The organism is Bdellovibrio bacteriovorus (genome assembly GCF_001592745.1).
In the GTDB taxonomy this organism is placed as follows: Bacteria; Bdellovibrionota; Bdellovibrionia; order Bdellovibrionales; family Bdellovibrionaceae; genus Bdellovibrio; species Bdellovibrio bacteriovorus_B.
On record NZ_LUKD01000001.1, the window covers coordinates 1,726,528 to 1,744,501 of the forward strand.

General features: G+C 44.6%; 16 protein-coding genes. 7 read left to right on the plus strand and 9 right to left on the minus strand.

All coding sequences use genetic code 11. The annotated features are described in order from the left end of the window. Positions 1-10 precede the first annotated feature (10 nt). Positions 11-3,412, minus strand: coding sequence for an ATP-binding protein (locus AZI87_RS08335; protein WP_063206105.1), 3,402 nt, complete (start codon positions 3,410-3,412; stop codon positions 11-13). Between the two features lie 5 nt (positions 3,413-3,417). Beyond that, complete coding sequence (locus tag AZI87_RS08340; RefSeq protein WP_253696561.1) at positions 3,418-3,723, minus strand: Hpt domain-containing protein; 306 nt, start codon at positions 3,721-3,723, stop codon at positions 3,418-3,420. A gap of 124 nt (positions 3,724-3,847) precedes the next feature. Between AZI87_RS08340 and AZI87_RS08345 the strand changes: the two genes are divergently transcribed. Beyond that, positions 3,848-4,741: a phosphate/phosphite/phosphonate ABC transporter substrate-binding protein gene (locus AZI87_RS08345; protein ID WP_172795505.1), complete on the plus strand. Its 894-nt coding sequence runs from the start codon at positions 3,848-3,850 to the stop codon at positions 4,739-4,741. Between the two features lie 167 nt (positions 4,742-4,908). Beyond that, the gene (gene rnk / locus AZI87_RS08350; RefSeq protein ID WP_063206107.1) at positions 4,909-5,313 is read left to right on the plus strand and encodes a nucleoside diphosphate kinase regulator; all 405 of its coding nucleotides are present in this window, start codon (positions 4,909-4,911) and stop codon (positions 5,311-5,313) included. Here rnk and AZI87_RS08355 read toward each other — a convergent pair. Further along, on the minus strand, positions 5,310-5,690 hold the full coding sequence (locus AZI87_RS08355) for a hypothetical protein (protein ID WP_063206108.1): 381 nt from the start codon (positions 5,688-5,690) through the stop codon (positions 5,310-5,312). The two genes, rnk and AZI87_RS08355, sit on opposite strands and share 4 nt — an antisense overlap. Before the next feature lie 106 nt (positions 5,691-5,796). Between AZI87_RS08355 and AZI87_RS08360 the strand changes: the two genes are divergently transcribed. After that, entirely contained in the window at positions 5,797-6,780 is a 984-nt protein-coding gene (locus AZI87_RS08360) for an NAD(P)H-quinone oxidoreductase (protein WP_063206109.1), read from the plus strand. Here the strand turns inward: AZI87_RS08360 and AZI87_RS08365 are convergent. Next, a complete protein-coding gene (locus AZI87_RS08365) occupies positions 6,777-7,496 on the minus strand; it encodes a helix-turn-helix domain-containing protein (protein ID WP_063206110.1) in 720 nt (239 codons plus the stop codon). The two genes, AZI87_RS08360 and AZI87_RS08365, sit on opposite strands and share 4 nt — an antisense overlap. A 91-nt stretch (positions 7,497-7,587) precedes the next feature. On the opposite strand from AZI87_RS08365, the gene AZI87_RS08370 reads away from it, so the two are divergent. Then, positions 7,588-8,841, plus strand: a complete 1,254-nt coding sequence (locus AZI87_RS08370; protein WP_063206111.1) for an aminopeptidase P N-terminal domain-containing protein — start codon at positions 7,588-7,590, stop codon at positions 8,839-8,841. Here AZI87_RS08370 and AZI87_RS08375 read toward each other — a convergent pair. Together AZI87_RS08375 and AZI87_RS08380 are read right to left on the minus strand one after the other, a co-directional pair. Continuing rightward, positions 8,838-9,449 carry a 16S rRNA (guanine(527)-N(7))-methyltransferase RsmG gene (locus AZI87_RS08375; protein WP_063206112.1) on the minus strand — a complete coding sequence of 204 codons (612 nt, stop codon included), beginning with the start codon at positions 9,447-9,449 and terminating at the stop codon, positions 8,838-8,840. The two genes, AZI87_RS08370 and AZI87_RS08375, sit on opposite strands and share 4 nt — an antisense overlap. A gap of 42 nt (positions 9,450-9,491) precedes the next feature. Beyond that, entirely contained in the window at positions 9,492-10,724 is a 1,233-nt protein-coding gene (locus AZI87_RS08380) for a multidrug effflux MFS transporter (protein ID WP_063206113.1), read from the minus strand. Between the two features lie 229 nt (positions 10,725-10,953). Here AZI87_RS08380 and AZI87_RS08385 point away from each other — a divergent pair, with 229 nt between their 5' ends. Continuing rightward, the gene (locus AZI87_RS08385) at positions 10,954-11,676 is read left to right on the plus strand and encodes a hypothetical protein (RefSeq protein WP_063206114.1); all 723 of its coding nucleotides are present in this window, start codon (positions 10,954-10,956) and stop codon (positions 11,674-11,676) included. Positions 11,677-11,726: 50 nt separating this feature from the next. On the opposite strand, the gene AZI87_RS08390 is transcribed toward AZI87_RS08385, so the two are convergent. Continuing rightward, on the minus strand, positions 11,727-12,659 hold the full coding sequence (locus AZI87_RS08390; RefSeq protein WP_063206115.1) for a hypothetical protein: 933 nt from the start codon (positions 12,657-12,659) through the stop codon (positions 11,727-11,729). Between the two features lie 77 nt (positions 12,660-12,736). On the opposite strand from AZI87_RS08390, the gene AZI87_RS08395 reads away from it, so the two are divergent. Both AZI87_RS08395 and AZI87_RS08400 read left to right on the plus strand, forming a co-directional pair. Next, positions 12,737-14,461 carry a DEAD/DEAH box helicase gene (locus AZI87_RS08395; RefSeq protein ID WP_063206116.1) on the plus strand — a complete coding sequence of 575 codons (1,725 nt, stop codon included), beginning with the start codon at positions 12,737-12,739 and terminating at the stop codon, positions 14,459-14,461. 211 nt (positions 14,462-14,672) lie between these two features. After that, a complete protein-coding gene (locus AZI87_RS08400) occupies positions 14,673-15,323 on the plus strand; it encodes a substrate-binding periplasmic protein (RefSeq protein ID WP_172795506.1) in 651 nt (216 codons plus the stop codon). Here the strand turns inward: AZI87_RS08400 and AZI87_RS08405 are convergent. Continuing rightward, entirely contained in the window at positions 15,320-16,738 is a 1,419-nt protein-coding gene (locus AZI87_RS08405) for a methyl-accepting chemotaxis protein (protein ID WP_063206118.1), read from the minus strand. The genes AZI87_RS08400 and AZI87_RS08405 overlap by 4 nt on opposite strands. A gap of 116 nt (positions 16,739-16,854) precedes the next feature. Next, positions 16,855-17,928 (minus strand): NAD(P)H-dependent flavin oxidoreductase, encoded by a 1,074-nt coding sequence (locus tag AZI87_RS08410; RefSeq protein ID WP_063206119.1) that lies wholly within the window; start codon positions 17,926-17,928, stop codon positions 16,855-16,857. Positions 17,929-17,974 lie beyond the last annotated feature (46 nt).

A 17,974-nucleotide genomic window follows, 5' to 3' on the forward strand; every position in this document is an offset into this window, starting at 1 on the left:
AGAAATCTCCTTACAGAGAATATTTGTTAATCACACCGACCAACGTGTCTTTTTTAAACGGTTTAGCAATGTGATCATCGCAGCCCGCTCTTAAAGACTTCTGTCTGTCTTCAGAAAGTGCATGCGCAGTGAGGGCAATGATAGGGGTGTGAGTTTTTTGATTCTCGTTTTCCCATTTGCGGATTTCATCCGTGGCCGCATAACCATCTAGCTCGGGCATTTGCACGTCCATAAAGACAATATCAAACTGACCTGACTTTATCTTATCTATAGCCTCAAGTCCATTCTCAGCTTCAATAATTTCATAGGGCCCGTTTTTAAGATAGTGCGTAAAAAGAGTGCGGTTGTCTTCTGTGTCGTCGGCAACCAGGATCTTAATTTTTTTATTGGGGTCGCGCTGCTTCGGAGTGGTAAAATCGAGTTCTTTACCTTGAAGCGGCAGAGGCTTTTGGGTCACAGGATTATAAACTTGCTCGCGATACGGGACTGTAAAGAAAAAAGTTGTTCCGCTGCCTTCCCGACTCTTAAACCAAATTTTACCGCCCATAAGTTCGATCAAGCTTTTGGAAATAGCCAATCCCAATCCGGTTCCGCCGTATTTACGCGTCACTGAGCTGTCAGCTTGGGTGAACTTCTGGAATATTAAGTGTTGCTTAGAAGACGGGATACCTACACCGGAATCGCTGATGCTAAAAAGGACTGTGTCCTTTTTAGAAGGATTCTTTGCCACGGAAACTCGAATGTGGCCGTGCTGAGTGAATTTCAACGAGTTTCCAACCAGATTGATCAAAACCTGTCGAAGCTTGTTCGGATCACCCATGACGTACGGAGATATCCCTGGAGAGATCTCGAAAGAGTAGCTCAAGGCTTTCTCTAAGGCTCTTGGTTTCATCATGTCTTCTACGTCGATCATGAGCTTATTCAAATCAAAGGGGATATTTTCGATAGAAACTTCGCCGGCTTCAATTTTAGAAAGGTCCAGGATGTCATTGATAAGCGCCATCAAAACTTCGCCAGCCTTCACGAAAATTTTGACGTAGTACTTTTGATCGTCATCAAGCTTCGTTTCTTGAAGTAGATCGGCCATACCCATTATCGCATTCATTGGAGTGCGAATTTCGTGACTCATATGAGCCAGGAATTCCGATTTAGCCTGAGAAGATTTTAGGGCTTCATTTTTCGCAGCAATCAAAGACTGCTCTACGCGGCGAAGCTCGGTGATGTCTTGGGTAGTTCCATACACATACACTGGGTTTCCGTATTCATCATATTCCGTACGGCCGCGACATCGCACCCAAATCATTTCGTTCGTGCCATTCTTTTTAACTCGCAAATCCACATCAAATGGTTGCATGCTTTCGTGCGAGTTTTTCAGGGCATTGTCGAATAGCGAAAGATCCTCAGGGATAATCATGGAACGGAACAGATTGTAAGTTGGATTGACTTTATCTGCTTCGAATCCAAGGAGGCTATATTCTTCTTCGGACCAGATGCATGAGCCGGTCTTTATTTCCCAACGGAAAGAGCCTGTTTTGGAAAGAGATTGTGATTCTTTTAATAGATCTTCTTTAAGTTTAAGCTCTTTCGCGATTTCCTTTTTCCAACTTATATCCCTTCCTGCCGCGATCAGAAGAATTTTTTCGCTGACGTTGCCCTTGATGCGCGACCAGGAAATTTCAATGGGAGTTTCTTTGCCAGAAGTTTGCTTTAAGGTACCTTCAATAGTAATTTCGGTGTCTTCAGTGCTGTTTTTGATTTTTTCATCAAGCACTGAATAATCCATATCAATCCAATTTCTTAAATCGGTCCCTCTAAGAGAGGCAGAGGGAACACACAAAATTTCGGCGGCAGCGGGGTTGGATGCTTGAATAGTGAGTTGTGAAGGCACCGTTTCAATAGGGGCGGAGTATTCAAGGATAAAGAACGTTTCATGAAGTGAGTAAAAAACATTCTCTAGAAAATCTTTTTGAGATTTGATGTCATTATAATGTTCAGAAACTTCGTTGAAGGATTCAAAGACTCCCTTGAATTCACCTTTTCGCGGAACACTGAGTTTCTCGAACGAATGAGAACGCAGGCGGTGAAGAGCATGAGAAAGTTTTTTGAGTGGATGGAAAAGATTTAGAGAAACCCAGTAGGCGGCGGCAAAAGAAATCACAATGATTAAAAGTAAGCCCAAGAATAGAGCGCCGAGGTGATTTTTTAACGGCGCCACGGCATCTTGCAATCCCATTTTGGCGATTAGAATCCATGTGGTTTCGCCAGGAAGAATGACTTTTCCCACGGATTGCAAAGTACGGTGACCAGCATAATCTTCCGACTCATCGACAAGTTCCGACATCTCCAAATATTCTTTGAGCTGAGTCTGGGACAAACCAACGATCATGGCTGTCGATTGAGAACGAAGTATCAACTCTCCCTCATTTGTCGAAGGATGACGCTTTTGGAGGTCATCAATAAGTCGGTTGGGATTCTCAAAAAAAAACCGAGATGTATTTCGCATAAGACCTTCTGGCCCGAAAGCGACCATTTCGCCGGAGCTTCCTAATCCCAAAGATTTCCAATCACGATTGTTGGAAAGAATTTCGTCAATTCTTTGCACGGGAATTTGAAATACCAAGACGCCAAGATGTTTGTTGGAGCCTGCGGAGTAAATGGGTGCCGCCAGAAAGGCGACATTCTCGGGCCAGAAATGAGCCAAAGGCGAGAAATCAAAAAACTTTGTCGTTGCATTGGCTGCTTCTGTGGACCACTTAAATACTTGCGCCAGGCGTGTATTAGCGAAGCTGCCAGTTAATAAATTCGCTCCAAAGTTCAATCTTTTATTAGCAGTGTATACGATATTGCCAAGGTTATCGATAAGGAGAATGTCACTTAAGTGATTTCTCTCCATCTGATTAAGGATGAAGTTATGAATGACGGCGTGATTCTTAAAATATGAAAGTTTGGGTGCTTGAGAAGGCTCAACGATTTCACGCGAATTTTTATTTTCATGTAGAGCTTCTTGAAGAAACTGCGCTTGAAGAAAGATGCTAGTAGGAGTCATTTGCGAAAGTGAACGCAGTATATCTTCAGTCTGCGGAGACTGATATTGCCGTGCTATTAAGGGGCGCCATCCACTTTCGCTTCCTGATCTTTGTAGATATTGGCGGATTTCTTCCTGATCTGACGGCGAATTTAGTAGAAATTTCTGAATGCGACGAGTTTCTGCCATCGTCAGTAACACGTTATTAAGATGCTGGAAGTCTTGGGTGAGTTCTTTTGTCTTAGCTACGCGAGCTTGAACCAACTTATCAATGCTAGATTGCATTAAGGCGGCGGCGCCCACTCGGTATCCGATGCTGCCCGCGATGAGTAAAGTACCCAGAACGAGAGCAGTCGTGAAAAGAAAAAGGCGCGTTCTGTGAGTCATGAATCCTACATCGTGACGTAGCGAATTTCGATGTTTAGGAAATGAATTCTCATTCTTTTAACAAGGTCTTTAAGCGGAGTGCTATCGTTGGCTTTTGCAGATTTTTCCATCTGCGCAGCTAGCTCGCTCAGTTCGTTGAAACCATAGCCCGCAGCTGCACCCTTAATTTTATGTGCAAGCTGAGCGATCGTCACAAGATCATTCTTTTCCACCAGCTGTTCGAGTGTCTCGATATCTTTTTTACGATTCTCGACAAACTGTGGGATGAGATCCTGTAGATCGGCATCAATTTCGACAGTTACTTTAGACATTTCCATGCACTCCTTATCCCGAAATGAACTCTGCTTTACAATGCATTTTAGTTTAGATTAGTGTTTATTGCATACATTTAATAACGAGAGTAACTTCAGTAGAAATTCCTCACGGAGAACATTTGTGTTGAAGAATATCTTCGTCCTTGCCGTCTCTTTGCTCTTACTTTCTTGCACTGCGCATGAAGAACTGGGCTCCAAAGATCATCCTGTGCAGTTTGCTCTTGTTCCGGGTCAGGACGCCGTTGTTCTCTCAGAAAATGGGAAACTTTTAGAACGCTGGATTCAACAACAGACTGGCATTTACGTTAAGATGCATGTGCCGGTGAATTTTATCGCCGTAGTTGAAGCATTAGGATCCCAACGTGTTGATGTCGCGATCATGAATCCTTTTGGGTACATATTGGCGCACCAAAAATACAAAGCAGAAGCCTTTTTGATGGGGGTCAACCGGGGACGCTCTGAATATTGGGGGCAAATCATCACGAAGAATCCCAGAATCCGTTCGCTTGCCGACTTAAATGGAAAAAAATTCGCGTTCGTCGATCCGGCGTCCACTTCGGGTTATGTTTTACCAGCCAAACTGCTTAAAGACGCAAAGGTTCAATTAGGTGAAATCGTTTTCGCCGGCAAACATGACAGCGTTGTAACCATGGTCTATCAGGGCCGCGTCGACGCGGGTGCTACCTATCACACGCCGGCTGAAGACGGCGTGCCGCAAGATGCACGACGCCTGGTGATATCACAGTTTCCTGATGTTTATGAAAAAGTGCGCATCTTGGAAAAAACGGGCTCTGTTCCTAGTGATCCCGTGGTTTTTCGAAAGGATTTCCCAGTAGAGCTACGAAATAAGATAGTTGATGCGATGAAAAGCTTTTCTTCCACCCCTGAAGGGGAAAAAGCGTTGAAAAATCTTTATCATCTCACAGATTTTAAAGATTGTACGGATAAGGACTACGATCATGTTCGTCAGATTCTTTTAGATATTGGGAAGAACGTTCAGGACCTTGTTAAATAAAATAATTGGCGTATAATGCTCCCATGCGCCTTTCTTTCAAAAATCTCATTCTTAGATTTTGTTGCAGCAGAAAATTTCTGCTGATGGCCTCTTAGTCCCTTTTTTATTCCGCTCTCATTTTTAAAAATCAATTTTCTAATAAACTCTTACCTTTTTTAGGAGGAAGCATGAGCACACAACCTCGCATATTTATCACTGATCAAGATCATCACCGTTTGATGGCTTTGCTATCGCAGGTGGAGGGTCCTTGGGCCGAAGCTTTAGAAGAAGAACTTGGGCGTGCGCATGTTATTGCGCAGACAGAAATTCCTCGCAATGTTGTGACGATGAATTCGCGCGTTAAATTTTTAGACGAAGCCACAGGTCAAGAAAGCGAAATGACACTGGTTTATCCTCAAGATGCAAAGCTTGAAGAGGGGCGTATTTCTATTTTGGCCCCGGTAGGTATGGCGCTATTGGGATTGACCGAAGGCCAATCCATCGACTGGAAAATGCCCAATGGTTTGGTAAAAAAACTTTCGGTACGTCGAGTGGAATTTCAGCCGGAAGCCGAAGGCCGTTGGGATCTTTAATTGCGCAGTTCCACGCAGATTAATTTTTGTTTTTCAGAATTCTTCACGTAGTTGGCGCGAAACTCTTTGTTGCCCTGAGAGTAAAGCAGTTGCGCGTCGACTCTTAAATTTGCTGAATTCCAAAGCTGTACGTAGCTTTGATTATCTAACAGCGGGATTTGATACACTTTGGTGGGTGTGCTCTCGACGACTATAAAATTTTGAATTAGGTCGACCTTTCCCAACTCCATATTTTCGTGTTCATCAAAATACTTTTTCATTCTCACTGAAGAAAATCCGTGCGGATCATTCTCAAAGCGACACGTGTACACAGAGCTTTCTTGAGCTTGTGCAAATGATGTCAGAAGAAGGATGACGAAAAGGACCTTGCGGTTCATATTTTACTTATCGCCAAGACATGGAAGGACTTAACGAGGTATCTCTGGCCATTGGCCTAGAATTGACGTAAGTTTCTGTGCACCCGAATTTCTGGGGAGGTTGAATATGCGCGTAATCGATATGACGGCTCCTGGTGGACCCGAAGTACTTCAGATGGCTGAAAGACCTCAGCCTCAAGTTCATCCTTATGAAGTTTTGATTGAAGTCGCCGCAGCGGGTGTGAATCGACCTGACTGTGCACAACGCCAAGGAAGTTATCCTCCGCCTCCTGGCGCATCAGATATTTTAGGATTGGAAGTCGCGGGCACAGTTGTAGCCTGCGGAGAAAAAGTTTCGCGCTGGAAAATTGGCGACAAAGTCTGCGCATTAATTTCAGGCGGCGGTTATGCCGAATATGTGGCCGCGCCAGAAGGACAGTGTCTTCCTGTTCCTCATTCCTTAGACATGATTCAAGCAGCCGCTTTACCAGAAACTTTCTTTACCGTGTGGACGAATGTCTTTGAAAGTGGACATCTAAAAAAGGGTGAACGTATTTTAATTCACGGGGGATCGGGTGGCATTGGCACTACAGCAATTCAATTGGCGCGAGAATTCGGGGCCGAGGTTTTTACTACGGCAGGAAAGAAAGAGTCCGTAAAGGCTTTGCGTGATATAGGTGCCAAGCACGTCATTCTCTATAAGAACGAAGATTTTGTGAAGGTGATTAAACAAGAGACTCAAGAAAAAGGCGTTGACGTTATTTTAGACATGGTCGGTGGCGACTATTTTATTCGCAACGTAGAGGCTTTGGCCTATCTGGGACGTTTAGTGCAAATCGCAACTTTGCACGGCACGAAAGCAGAAATTGATCTTCGCAAGGTTATGATGAAACGTCTGACTATCACGGGGTCCACGTTACGTGCGCGCTCCGTCGAAGAAAAAACCCGTATTGCACAGGCTTTAGAAAAAAATGTGTGGCCTTTACTGAATGCGGGAAAATTAAAGCCCGTGATTTTTAAAACCTTCTCTTTAAATGAAGCGCGTGAGGCGCATGAACTTATGGAGTCTTCGGCTCACACGGGTAAAATTGTTCTTGTTGTTAAAAACTAGGTGTCTAAGACTCCTTGGGCCACCGTCGCGACAAGCGCCGTAAAGTTGTGCATTTGTTTTTTTGAAAGTGTCAGCTCTTCATTTTCAGAATTTTGCACGGCTTCATCAAGCACCTTGGTTAACCCCTGTTGCAATCGGGCGTAGGACTCTTCCGAAAGCTTCATGCTGACCAGACGATGTAAAGCTCCTTTCTTCTTTTCTAAAGCTCTTTGCAACGTCAGTTCAGACCATTCTTGATTTAAAATTTTGACGAGCTTTGTTTCTTCATTCCATTTGAACTTTCCAACATGTCGGGGAGTGTAGGTCCCGCGCTTTAACGAGAGAAGTTCCAAGTTAACAAGCTTATCCAATATTTTTTTTAGTTCGGTCTTAGAGAGCTTTTGAAGTCCTTCAATTTCACTTAAGTCGCGGCCTTCGACAGTAAGACGCCAATAGACAGCTAGCAAGGACCGTTGTTTCAATAAAGCCTCTTCCTGCTGCTTTGATAAAGTGACTTCCGCTATAAAACTCTTTTCCGACAAAGAGAAAAGCTGTCCAGGTAAAATCCCTAAAGCATCACAAATTTGCAGGATGCGCCGGAAGGAAATGTCTTTCGCGTTGAGCATTTTCTTTACGCCTGATTCGGTCATTTTCAAATGCGCGGCAAGTTCGCTGTAGGTCACTTCACGGGTGCGAAGGACTTTTTTAATCGTTTCCAAATATCGAGAGTGCTCCATAAGTCTCCTGATGTCTTCTTAATAGTACCCAAATCGGGAACTTTTAAGAAGAATATTTAGATAAAAGTATCTTAAGTCGATACTCTTAGATATGGAAAAGTCATTAAAGTATTCTTACCGCCGTCAAAATTTAGGAAATAAGTTTTCTCGAACTCTGTTTGTCATTCCATCCGGGGACCTTCGTATGCGATCGCATTCGGTGGCATACAGGTTCAAAGCCGCGTCTGACTTTTTATATCTTTGCGGAGTCGAAGTCTCTGAAGCGTATCTGGTTGTCGCTGGCCAGAAATCTTATTTTCTTTCTGATCACATCAGTCAAGAGGTGGCCCTGTGGGAAGACGTAAATACATTGATGGAGGAAGACCGTGAAAAACTTCGTGGAATTGAATTTGCTTCAATAAGCCAGTTGCAAAACATTCTGCAAGATCATTTAGGCAATTACGACCGCCTGGCATTTCCTATCGGCAGAAGCGAGTTGTTAGACCGTCTTTTGCTAGAGCAGGTTTCATTTCAGAATCGACGTCGATCTCGTTATACGAATATTCCATTGGCACTATGCGATTCCAGAACTTTAGTGGGAGCGCTTCGCCACACCAAAGATCAAGACGAGATTCGGTTGATGCGAACGGCGGCGCAAAAAAGCTCTGCCGTCTATCAAGAGCTATTTAAAACACGTCTTGCGGGACTTACGGAAAAGGACGTAGCGGCTTTTCTAGAGTCTGAATTTATGAAACAAGGAATGCACTGGACCGCATATGAAACCATCGTTGGAAGTGGCGAGCGGGGAACGACGTTGCATGCTCGCGCGACAGAACGAATCTTACGAGCGGGGGAAGCCGTGCTGATCGATGCTGCCGGGGAATTTCAGGGTTATTGCGCAGACATCACACGCGTATTGCCAATTGAAAAATCTTTTAGCAAAGAACAAAGGACTATCTACCAGATTGTGCTTAACGCGCAAAAAGAGGTCCTCAAAAAAGTTCGCGCTGGAGAAACTTTAAGTTCCCTTCATGAGACAGCTCAGCAGTATTTAGTTGAAGGTCTTAATAAAGAAGGAATTAAAGGTGACATCACCCAACTGATGCCACACAGCACTTCACATTGGATAGGCATGGATGTTCATGATCCTTCTGCTTATGTTGATGAGTCAGGAAATGCTGTAAAGCTGACAGAGGGCATGAGCTTTACAGTCGAGCCAGGTCTGTACTTCCGTGAAAGAAGTTCCGCCTATTGCGGAATTGGCGTGCGAATCGAAGATGATGTGGTTGTTACAGCTGAGGGCTGTGAGGTTCTCTCTTCCGCCTCAAAAGAAGTGGATGAAATTGAATCCTTAAGGCCGAGCTAAAGTTGAACTAAGTTTCTTTCGACTTCCAAAACCGGCGAGGTTAAAGGCGTGATCGTGGCTTTGGCATTTTTAAATTTTTTCAGTGCTAAAGCCATTTCTTCGTCAATCTTTTCACGGCGGGCCTTAAGCAAAAAGTATCTTCCTTGCTTGTTGAAATAAGTGCGGCTGACATCGAGGATTACGTCGATGGGTTTAAAGCCACGAGCTGTCACCATTTCGATGGCGGCTAAGTCTTTGGGGATTTCTCCGTGGATTTCTAGATTTGGAGCGATACTTTTGCACTTGGCCAAAAATTCCTGCTTCTTCGGACTTTTTTCGTAAAGGTGATAGCGCATCTGTGGAAACTGGATCGCGTAGATAACAGCCGGAAGCCCACCGCCAGATCCAAAGTCAGCGGCCGCTTTTAAATTTGCAGGAAAGTACTTCAAAGGAAGAAGGCAATCGATGATGTGATTGTCGATCAGCTCTTCAAAAGTCATTTTACGGCTGATTAAGTTCAGCTCTTCGTTGGAAGACCATAAAAGGTCAATATAAGCCTTTAATAAAGGCAATGCCTCTTCACGAAAACCGAGCTGTAAGATGATGGGGATTCTGGACTCAAAGTACATAGTCCCCAAGTTAGCGCAAAAAAAATAGAAAGGCGAATTCTTTTAATGTGTCACAAAGCCGGGATCATCAGTGACCTCGACCTTGCTGATAATGCGTCGACTGCCTAAGACGAAAATAAGCAGTGAAAGGAAAGCCGTGCCTGCAAATATCAAAGAAATCGGAAAAAGTTCCTGAGCCTTAAAGACTCCAACAAAAACGGATGCCAAAGAGCCTACCGTCATTTGCAAAAATCCCAAGAGGGCCGCAGCACTGCCCGCATTTTTACTAAACGGCGCTAGCGCAAGTGCCGCCGCATTCGGGTTGGCAAGCCCCACTGACGAAAGATAAAGAAACAGCATCGTGATCGTCGAGGCGAGTCCCAACCAACCATTTCCGGCTCCAATCGGGAAAAGAAAACCCATGACTGCCAAAAATGAAAGGGCAGAAAAAAGAATTTTTTCATTCGAATAAACGCGTGAAAGAGGAATATTGAATTGGCTCGCACCGATAAATCCCACCGCTAAAAATCCGAAGACCCATCCGTAAGCTTGTTCGCTGACTTTAAAAACCTCCATGAAGATTGTCGGAGAAGCGGCCAAATAAACGAAAAGCCCGGCGAAGGCGACTGAACCCGCAACGGCATAAGTGAAAAACTGGGGATCCCTAATAATGGAAATATAATTTAGAAGAATTTGTCCAGGATGCAAAGAGTGTGAGGTGTCAGCGGCCCGTCCTTCCGGAAGCAGAAACACCGTCACAAGGAATAGAGCGATACTAAGAACGGCCAAGGCAATAAAGATCGACTGCCAGCCAAACGCGACAGATAGAAATCCACCTGTCGTCGGTGCAAGCAACGGCGAGACTCCAAGGATTAACACCAGCAAAGAAAAAATCTTTGAACTTTCTTTCGGAGAAAAGAAGTCGCGCACCATCGCCATGGCCGCCACATTTGCAGCACAACCTCCGAAGGCTTGGACGAAGCGGAAAAATACGAAGGACTCCATCGACTTCGACATGAAACATCCGATCGTCGCAAAGATGTAAATCAAGAGTCCCATGTACAAAGGTTTTTTTCTGCCGAAGCGATCTAGCAAAGGACCGTAAAGAAGTTGCCCCACGGCTAAACCAATAAAGTAACTTGATAATGATAGCGACATTGCGGATACGTTCGTCGAAAAGAATTCGGCCATCTTAGGAAACGCGGGAAGATACATGTCGATGGAAAAAGGGCTTAATGCCGTAAGGGCACCAAGAATCAGAATCAATGAGAGAGAGCTGCGCTTTTCGTTTTTCAAGAGGGTAATTCCTTAGGTCTAGAGCGGACAAGAGAATGTAACCATGATAGTTACATTCGGTTTATTTGTAATTCAAGGGCTATTTGGTCCTGTCGATAATTTCTTCAACTCGTAAGAAAAGGGGCGAATTTCCCTCTGAGATATAGAGGGGATTCATAATAGACCTGTCACAATTTAGACAGTTTTAAAAACAGTAAAGCTCTGCGTAAGGCCCGCCGATGGGTTACGTATGAAAAACACTATCTACAACAAAATCACTTTATTGGCAGGTCTTATCATCCTTCAATCCTCATTCGCTTTAGCGATGGGGCAGCGCCTTCCATCTTCAGGAGGAGGAAGCACGCGACCAACAACTCCAACCACTCCAACGACACCGACAGAGCCTACGACACCACCGACCTCCGGCAGCGATGTGACGCCATCTTGGGAAGCGAAAAACTCGGCAGGAAAAACTTGGACCGCTCACGTCAACAACGAACTCGATCGACTTGGGGAAGATATGCTGGATGTGATTCCTGCAGACGCCAGCACTTTCTGCCCCAACTATAAAAATCTGACTTATGCTCAACGTAAGCAGTATTGGACTCACTTCATGTCCAACATGGTTCGCTTCGAAAGTAACTACAACACGAACACTTCTTACACCGAAGCCTTCAATGACAGTCAAGGCCGTCGCGTTGTCAGTCGTGGTCTTCTGCAAATCTCGATTGAAAGTGGCAATGCTTATGGTTGTAATTTTAAATCAACAAAAGATCTGCACGATCCATTGCAAAACCTAAGCTGTGGTATTCGCATCTTGAATCGCTGGGTGGGACGTGATGGACGTATCGCCGGCAAGGTGAGTGGCAGCTGGCGTGGTGGTGCTCGCTACTGGGCGGTTCTTCGCGCAGGCGACAAAACGTCTTATCAAACGATCCTAAGCTCCAGTAAGAAGTTATCTATCTGTAAATAATTTGTTAACCGGATTTCAGGGCCATCATCATCCCAGTGGCCCTGGAATTTCTAAAAGAACAAAGTCGCGGTGATAGAACCTTCACGAAGAAGATAATAATTGTAAAGACCACCGATCATCAGATTTCTTGTCAGTGTATATTGAATTCCTCCGAAGTACTCTTCTTTCACTTTTACGTATTCCAACGTTTTCGTCTCGTAATTATAGGCGGGAGTGGGCGAGTCTTCGTCTCTTTTAGCGGCCGTAAAAATAAATTTTCCCAGCGTCAGACTGGCGGTGTAAAGATTTATCTTGGATTCAAAAGACTCATCTTCTGTTTTTAGATGCATGTTGGAATAGTTCAAAATCACCGAATTTAAATACAAACCGACGTTATAAGTCTGAACTTTATACTTAGTCAGCTCTTCTGCTGGCCCACCGATACTTCTGGCGTCCCACTGTGTTTGATCTTCGTATATGGAGTAGCCGAAAGAAATAGGGCCCAGCGCTCCGCTTAAACCACCACCCGGAGTGACGTTGTAACTCTTCTTATTATACTTCGCCATTAATCCCAGCTTTAGGTTGTATTTTTTAAGCCCACTTCCTTTTCGCTCCAGTAAATTAAAAGCGGCAGCTAAGGTGATTTTTTGATTCGGGTATTTTAGCTTTTCATCTTTACGCAGAAAAAGATCGTCCGTAGTTTCAATTCCGGGCGCACCAAAAAAAGTGTCTTCGCTGTTTGAAGGGGACAGGGCTGCTCCCATGCGACCTGTTCCTCGTACCAACGAAAGATCGGCCTCCTGAGAAAAATAGATCGCCTCAATTCCATAGCCCTTTTCCGTCGGAACGGCTGAAGGATTGATTTTGATTTGGGTTCCCGGGGAGGGGCTGCTCGGATCGCGCCGAAAACGACTGCACTCGTTGATGAGATAACAGTTCGTTTCCGCTTGAGCAAAACTAAGACTGAGCTGAATTAAAAATAAGATGGAAAAGAACCTGATCACTCTTTAAAAAGAGTAACTTCGAAAGCCGAAGCTGTCTAAAAATTGCCTTTGCTCCACGGCCTTGGTATAGCTGGTCCATGTACAAACTGCGACCCTATCAGTTGGAAGCCGTTCAGGCGACGCTGAAACATTTTAGGAAAGAAAAGACACCCGCAGTGGTTGTACTTCCCACTGGGGCGGGAAAGAGTCTAGTCATCGCCGAGCTTGCGCGTTTAGCTAAGGGTCGTGTTCTGGTTTTAGCGCACGTGAAGGAGCTGGTAGAGCAGAATCACGCCAAGTATATTTCTTTCGGTCTTGAAGCTGGAATTTATTCTGCGGGACTTCAGCGCAAAGACATGGATCAGAAAGTAATTTTCGGAAGCATTCAGTCCATTGCGCGGGCGCCGGAAGATTTCTTTGATAGTTTTTCTCTGTTAGTCATCGATGAGTGTCACCGTGTTTCTGTGCAAGACGATACTCAGTACTTTCAAGTTATTTCAAAGCTGCAAAAGTCGAATCCTGAAATCTGCATTCTTGGGTTGACGGCCACGCCCTACCGGCTGGGATTAGGCTGGATTTATCAGTACAACGAACATACAAAAACATTGCAAACGGATGAAGAGCGCTTTTTTAAAAAATGTATCTATGAACTGACCATCCGCTACATGATTAAGAATAAGTATCTTACGATGCCTGTGAAGATTGATTCTCCGGTTGCATGTTATGACTTTTCTAGCTTAAAGCTTCATGGCACAAGCTACGTCGCAGCTCAGGTTGAAGCTGTTTTAAAAGATCAATCGCGAATAACTCCATTAATTATAAAAAACATTATCGATATGGCGAAAGAACGTCAGGGTGTGATGATTTTCACAAGTTCAGTCACTCATGCCATAGAGATTATGAAGAATCTTCCGCCTTACATAGCTGCCCTCGTGGTGGGAGATACTCCCGGACCCGATCGGGACGAAATTATCGAGGCCTTTAAATGCCGTAAACTGAAGTATCTGGTAAATGTGTCGGTATTAACAACCGGTTTTGATGCGCCTCATGTAGATGTGATCGCTATTTTACGGCCGACAGAATCCGTCAGTTTGTATCAGCAAATCATCGGCCGGGGTTTACGTTTGTCTGCAGGAAAAACAGATTGTCTGATTCTGGATTATACCGGGCAAGGACATGGCCTTTTTTCTCCGGAGATAGACGAAGACAGGCCTTCCTCCGAATCAGAGATCGTGGACGTGCCTTGCCCGCAATGTGGAGTGATCAATCATTTCTGGGGAGTGCGAGATCATGAAGGTCAGATCAAAGAACACTTTGGGCGGAAGTGTAAAGGCGCTTTTGAAGATCCCGTGACCCACCAGATCGAGGCTTGCGGTTTTCTTTTTCGTTTCAAACGTTGCGAAAAATGCGGAGCGGAAAATGATATTGCAGCCCGAAGTTGCAAGTCTTGTGAAAATGTTCTTGTCGACAACGACAAAAAACTGAAAGAAGCGATGTCACTCAAAGATGCCCATGTTCTGCGTGTAGAAACTATGACTTTCACAAAGGGTCACGACAAAAAAGGCCAGGATCGTCTTGAGGTTCGGTACTACGACCACAGTGCACAGTTTTTAACAGAGTACTTTTATTTGGATAGCCAGGAAAACTGTCACGCTTTTTATTTTAATTTCATTCGCATGCACAACCGATTGCCTGAAAGAAAAATCTTCGTGCGCAATGTTGATGAGGCATTGAAGTATGTTCCTGAATTCCGAAAGCCTCTTTTTGTTGTCGCACGGAAGGTGAAACACTTTTGGGCTATTCGAGAAAAGATTTTTGAATAGAATGAGTCCATCTTAGAATTACATTACTGACATCATGACTGGGCTTTTCTCTAAATGAACTGAAAGTAGCTTGAGCTTATGTGGGTTGGAAACTCATACTAAGCACATCATGCGACATCTAATAATTGTATTTAGTTTATTATTTGTTTCCGTCGGTGCCTTGGCCAAACCTAGAGTTCTTACTTTTATTACTCACGAGGCACCTCCTCATATGAGTGAGTCTATGCCTGATAACGGCGCTGTCTTTTACAGTCTAAAGAAAGTTCTGGAAAAGAAGGGTTACGATATTAAAGTGATTTTTGCGCCCTCGTGGATTCGAGCAAAGATGAATGCCGTAAAGGACCCGAAAATTGATGGCTTGGCGCCTGTGCGAACCATAGAAAATACGGACCAATTTGTTTTCACAAAGTTATTTTATAAAAGTGCTTGGCTGATCGTCGAAAGAAAAGATCATCCTATTGTATGGAGTAAAGTTTCTGACCTTGCAAAATACACGGCAGGTAATATCCAAGGTGTTGAACTGCGCGATGGAATTAAAGAGCTTGTAGAGTCCGGAAAGATGAAAGTCGAAAACGTAGCGTCACCGCTTAACAATTTCTTAAAAGTGGCTACGAAGCGTGTCGATTTTGCTTTTTCCGATGAACTTGTATTTCGATTCACTATGGGTACTGAGCCAGAGCTGAGACCTTATCAAGGTGTCTTACAGTTAAATCCGAAGCCGATCGTCATCGATAGCTACGGCATTGCACTTAAGAAGTCCGAAGATGCAAAGGCGATCGTGAAGCACATAGAGCTTCACGAAGGTGACTTTGCAAAATACACAGAAGAATATCTAACAAGTCTTCTTCCTAAAAAGCCTTAGCCGACGATTTTTTGCAGATTTTCAACTTGTTCGCCAAGCACTTTGGCTTGTCTTAGCATGACCTCGGAGGACGCGGCGGCTTCTTCTGCAGAAGCGGCATTAGACTGAGTGGCCTGATCCAATTGGTTCATGGCTTTTGATATCTGCGCAATACCTGTAGACTGTTCATTCGATGCCGAAGCGATCTCTGTATTAAGATCAGTGACCAATTTAACTGAAGTGACTATTTCTTTCAGCGCAACGCCACTTCGGTCGGCGATCACTGTACCTCTTTCAACTTCAGTGACTGAGTCTTTAATCAAGGATGTGATTTCTTTTGCAGCTTGGGCGGATCTTTGCGCCAGTGATCTTACGGCCTCTGCGACAACGGCGAAACCTTTTCCTTGCTCTCCGGCGCGAGCGGCTTCGACCGAAGCGTTCAAGGCTAAAAGATTGGTTTGAAACGCGATATCGTCAATGACCGTGATAATTTCTTCGATTTTACGAGAGGATTTTTTAATATCCGTCATTGCAGAAATGAGGCTCTGAATCTCGGTGTCTCCTCGTAAAGCTGTTTCTTGGCTACCACGTGAAAGAGTGCTGGCCTGAGACGCGTTGCCCGCGTTGAGTTTAACCATGCTTGTCAGTTCTTCAATCGACGCGACCGTTTCTTCCAAAGAAGCCGCGGCCTCGGTAGAGCTGCTGGCAAGTTGTTGACTTGCATGATTGAGTTGCTCGGAAGCCTGTTCAACTGTGTTTTTGGTTTCGGTGACCGATGTCGCGATACCTTTCAGACTTCGTTGCAGTTCACTAGCGATATATGCAGCCACCCCAAGACCTAGAAGCAGACCTAGGGCGCTGATGACTATAACGGTATTTCTGGAAGTGCTCATAATGCTTTGAGCACGCTGGGCCCAGCTTAAAGCCTGCTCTTCTTGGAATTTAATCAATGAGTCTAAAGCCTTCCCATGAGCATTGTAGGCCGTGCGAAATTCGCCATCTAAATATTTGTGAAAGGAATCAATATCACCTTTTTGTCGCATCGAGATCATCGTCGAAGCCACCTGCAAAGTTTCCTGCCAATGCTTGGCGACAGGTTGGTAAAGCGCTTCTTCACCTTCGGCAAAAGGGGACGCTTTATAGCGCATATCACTTTCTTCGTATTTTTTTGCGTAGTCATTAAATCTACCCGCAAGATATTCAATTTCTTTGTCAGGTAGACCGGTGAATCCTAAACGGATGATTTGGCGAATTGAATTTCCTGTCGCTAAAGACATCTGTTGTAGTAACAAAGCGTTGGGTAAATTGACTTGGGCTACGTGCTCATAAGTCGAAGAGACGGTCTTGAGTGAAACGAAACCTGTTATTCCTACGATACAAAGTGCTAAAGACAATAGACCACAGATCAATGCCAGACGTGCGCGCAATGTTTTCATAAGTTAAGTGCTCTCCCTGCTTTGTCGATTAGACCACGACTTAAACAGAAAGCCCTTTTACATTCTTATAACAGGACCATTTTGAGATGTGTTATTCAAAATTTTTCATTTTTAGGCTACTTCACAAGAAGCGCCAGAGTTTCGCGAGACAATTTTTTTGTGAGTTCGGCCGCAGGAAGAACTCTTCCTAGCGAAGCGGCCTGTCCAGACCACATCTGCACAAAATCGTTACGGCCTAGCTCTTCTGATTTTTTTCTAAGTGGATTTACAGCAGGGCCAGCAAAAGGAAACGGAGGCGCGAGTGTTGAAATAGGTCCTTCTTCTTGGATGAATTTATTACGAATGCCTCGTGCCGGTTTTCCGCTGTAGACATTAGTTAAAACAGTTTGGTCGTCCGTCGCTTGCTGAAGTGTTTGAAGATAAAGCTTAGAAACTTTGGCTTCAGGACAGAAAAGATAGGCTGTTCCCAACTGAACGCCACAGGCGCCCAGAAGAAAGGAGGCCGCAATTCCGCGGGCATCGCTTATTCCACCTGCTGCGATCACTGGCACCTTCACCGCATCCACTATTTGGGGAACTAAAGCCATAGTGCCTACTTGAGCCGCTATATCGTGAGTTAAAAAACTTCCTCGATGTCCACCGGCTTCAAAACCTTGAGCGATGATGGCGTCACAACCTCTTTCTTCCAGCCATCGCGCTTCCGTAACAGTGGTGGCTGAAGAAATAATTTTGCATCCGACACTACGCAAGCGTTTCATTAATTCCAAAGACGGTAGACCAAAGTGAAAACTTACGACCTCAGGTTTTAGTTCTTCGACGACAGCGCAGTAATCTTCATTAAACGGCACACGTAAAGCTGTTGGATAGGAGGCGTTCGGATCAAGACCTAGCTGGAGATAATATTTGCTAAGGTGTTCTTTCCAGCCTGCTTGTTGGGCGTCCGTGTTTTTCGGATTTTCATGGCAAAAGAAATTCAGATTCACCGGCATCGTCGTCAATGAGCGCAGTTTTTTAAACTCCTCTCGCAGTTGATCCACGGAAAGCAGTGCACACGCCAAAGAACCAAGTCCCCCCGCATTCGAGACCGCAGCGGCAAGTTCGACAGAATCCACGCCGGCCATTGGTGCCTGAATAAGCGGAAGTTCGATGTTAAAGAGTTTTTGCAGTCTGTGAGAGGGCCAGTTTTTCATACACAATCTCGTTTATTTTGTTGTCTTGCCATATTGTAACGCCCCC

What these genes read in the sequence shown, in the direction of transcription:
- AZI87_RS08335 (WP_063206105.1), bottom strand. Translation starts at nt 3,412, where the DNA reads ATGACTCACAGAACGCGCCTTTTTCTTTTCACGACTGCTCTCGTTCTG.
- AZI87_RS08340 (WP_253696561.1), bottom strand. Translation starts at nt 3,723, where the DNA reads ATGTCTAAAGTAACTGTCGAAATTGATGCCGATCTACAGGATCTCATC.
- rnk (WP_063206107.1), top strand. Translation starts at nt 4,909, where the DNA reads ATGAGCACACAACCTCGCATATTTATCACTGATCAAGATCATCACCGT.
- AZI87_RS08355 (WP_063206108.1), bottom strand. Translation starts at nt 5,690, where the DNA reads ATGAACCGCAAGGTCCTTTTCGTCATCCTTCTTCTGACATCATTTGCA.
- AZI87_RS08360 (WP_063206109.1), top strand. Translation starts at nt 5,797, where the DNA reads ATGCGCGTAATCGATATGACGGCTCCTGGTGGACCCGAAGTACTTCAG.
- AZI87_RS08365 (WP_063206110.1), bottom strand. Translation starts at nt 7,496, where the DNA reads ATGGAGCACTCTCGATATTTGGAAACGATTAAAAAAGTCCTTCGCACC.
- AZI87_RS08370 (WP_063206111.1), top strand. Translation starts at nt 7,588, where the DNA reads ATGGAAAAGTCATTAAAGTATTCTTACCGCCGTCAAAATTTAGGAAAT.
- AZI87_RS08375 (WP_063206112.1), bottom strand. Translation starts at nt 9,449, where the DNA reads ATGTACTTTGAGTCCAGAATCCCCATCATCTTACAGCTCGGTTTTCGT.
- AZI87_RS08385 (WP_063206114.1), top strand. Translation starts at nt 10,954, where the DNA reads ATGAAAAACACTATCTACAACAAAATCACTTTATTGGCAGGTCTTATC.
- AZI87_RS08395 (WP_063206116.1), top strand. Translation starts at nt 12,737, where the DNA reads ATGTACAAACTGCGACCCTATCAGTTGGAAGCCGTTCAGGCGACGCTG.
- AZI87_RS08400 (WP_172795506.1), top strand. Translation starts at nt 14,673, where the DNA reads ATGAGTGAGTCTATGCCTGATAACGGCGCTGTCTTTTACAGTCTAAAG.
- AZI87_RS08405 (WP_063206118.1), bottom strand. Translation starts at nt 16,738, where the DNA reads ATGAAAACATTGCGCGCACGTCTGGCATTGATCTGTGGTCTATTGTCT.
- AZI87_RS08410 (WP_063206119.1), bottom strand. Translation starts at nt 17,928, where the DNA reads ATGAAAAACTGGCCCTCTCACAGACTGCAAAAACTCTTTAACATCGAA.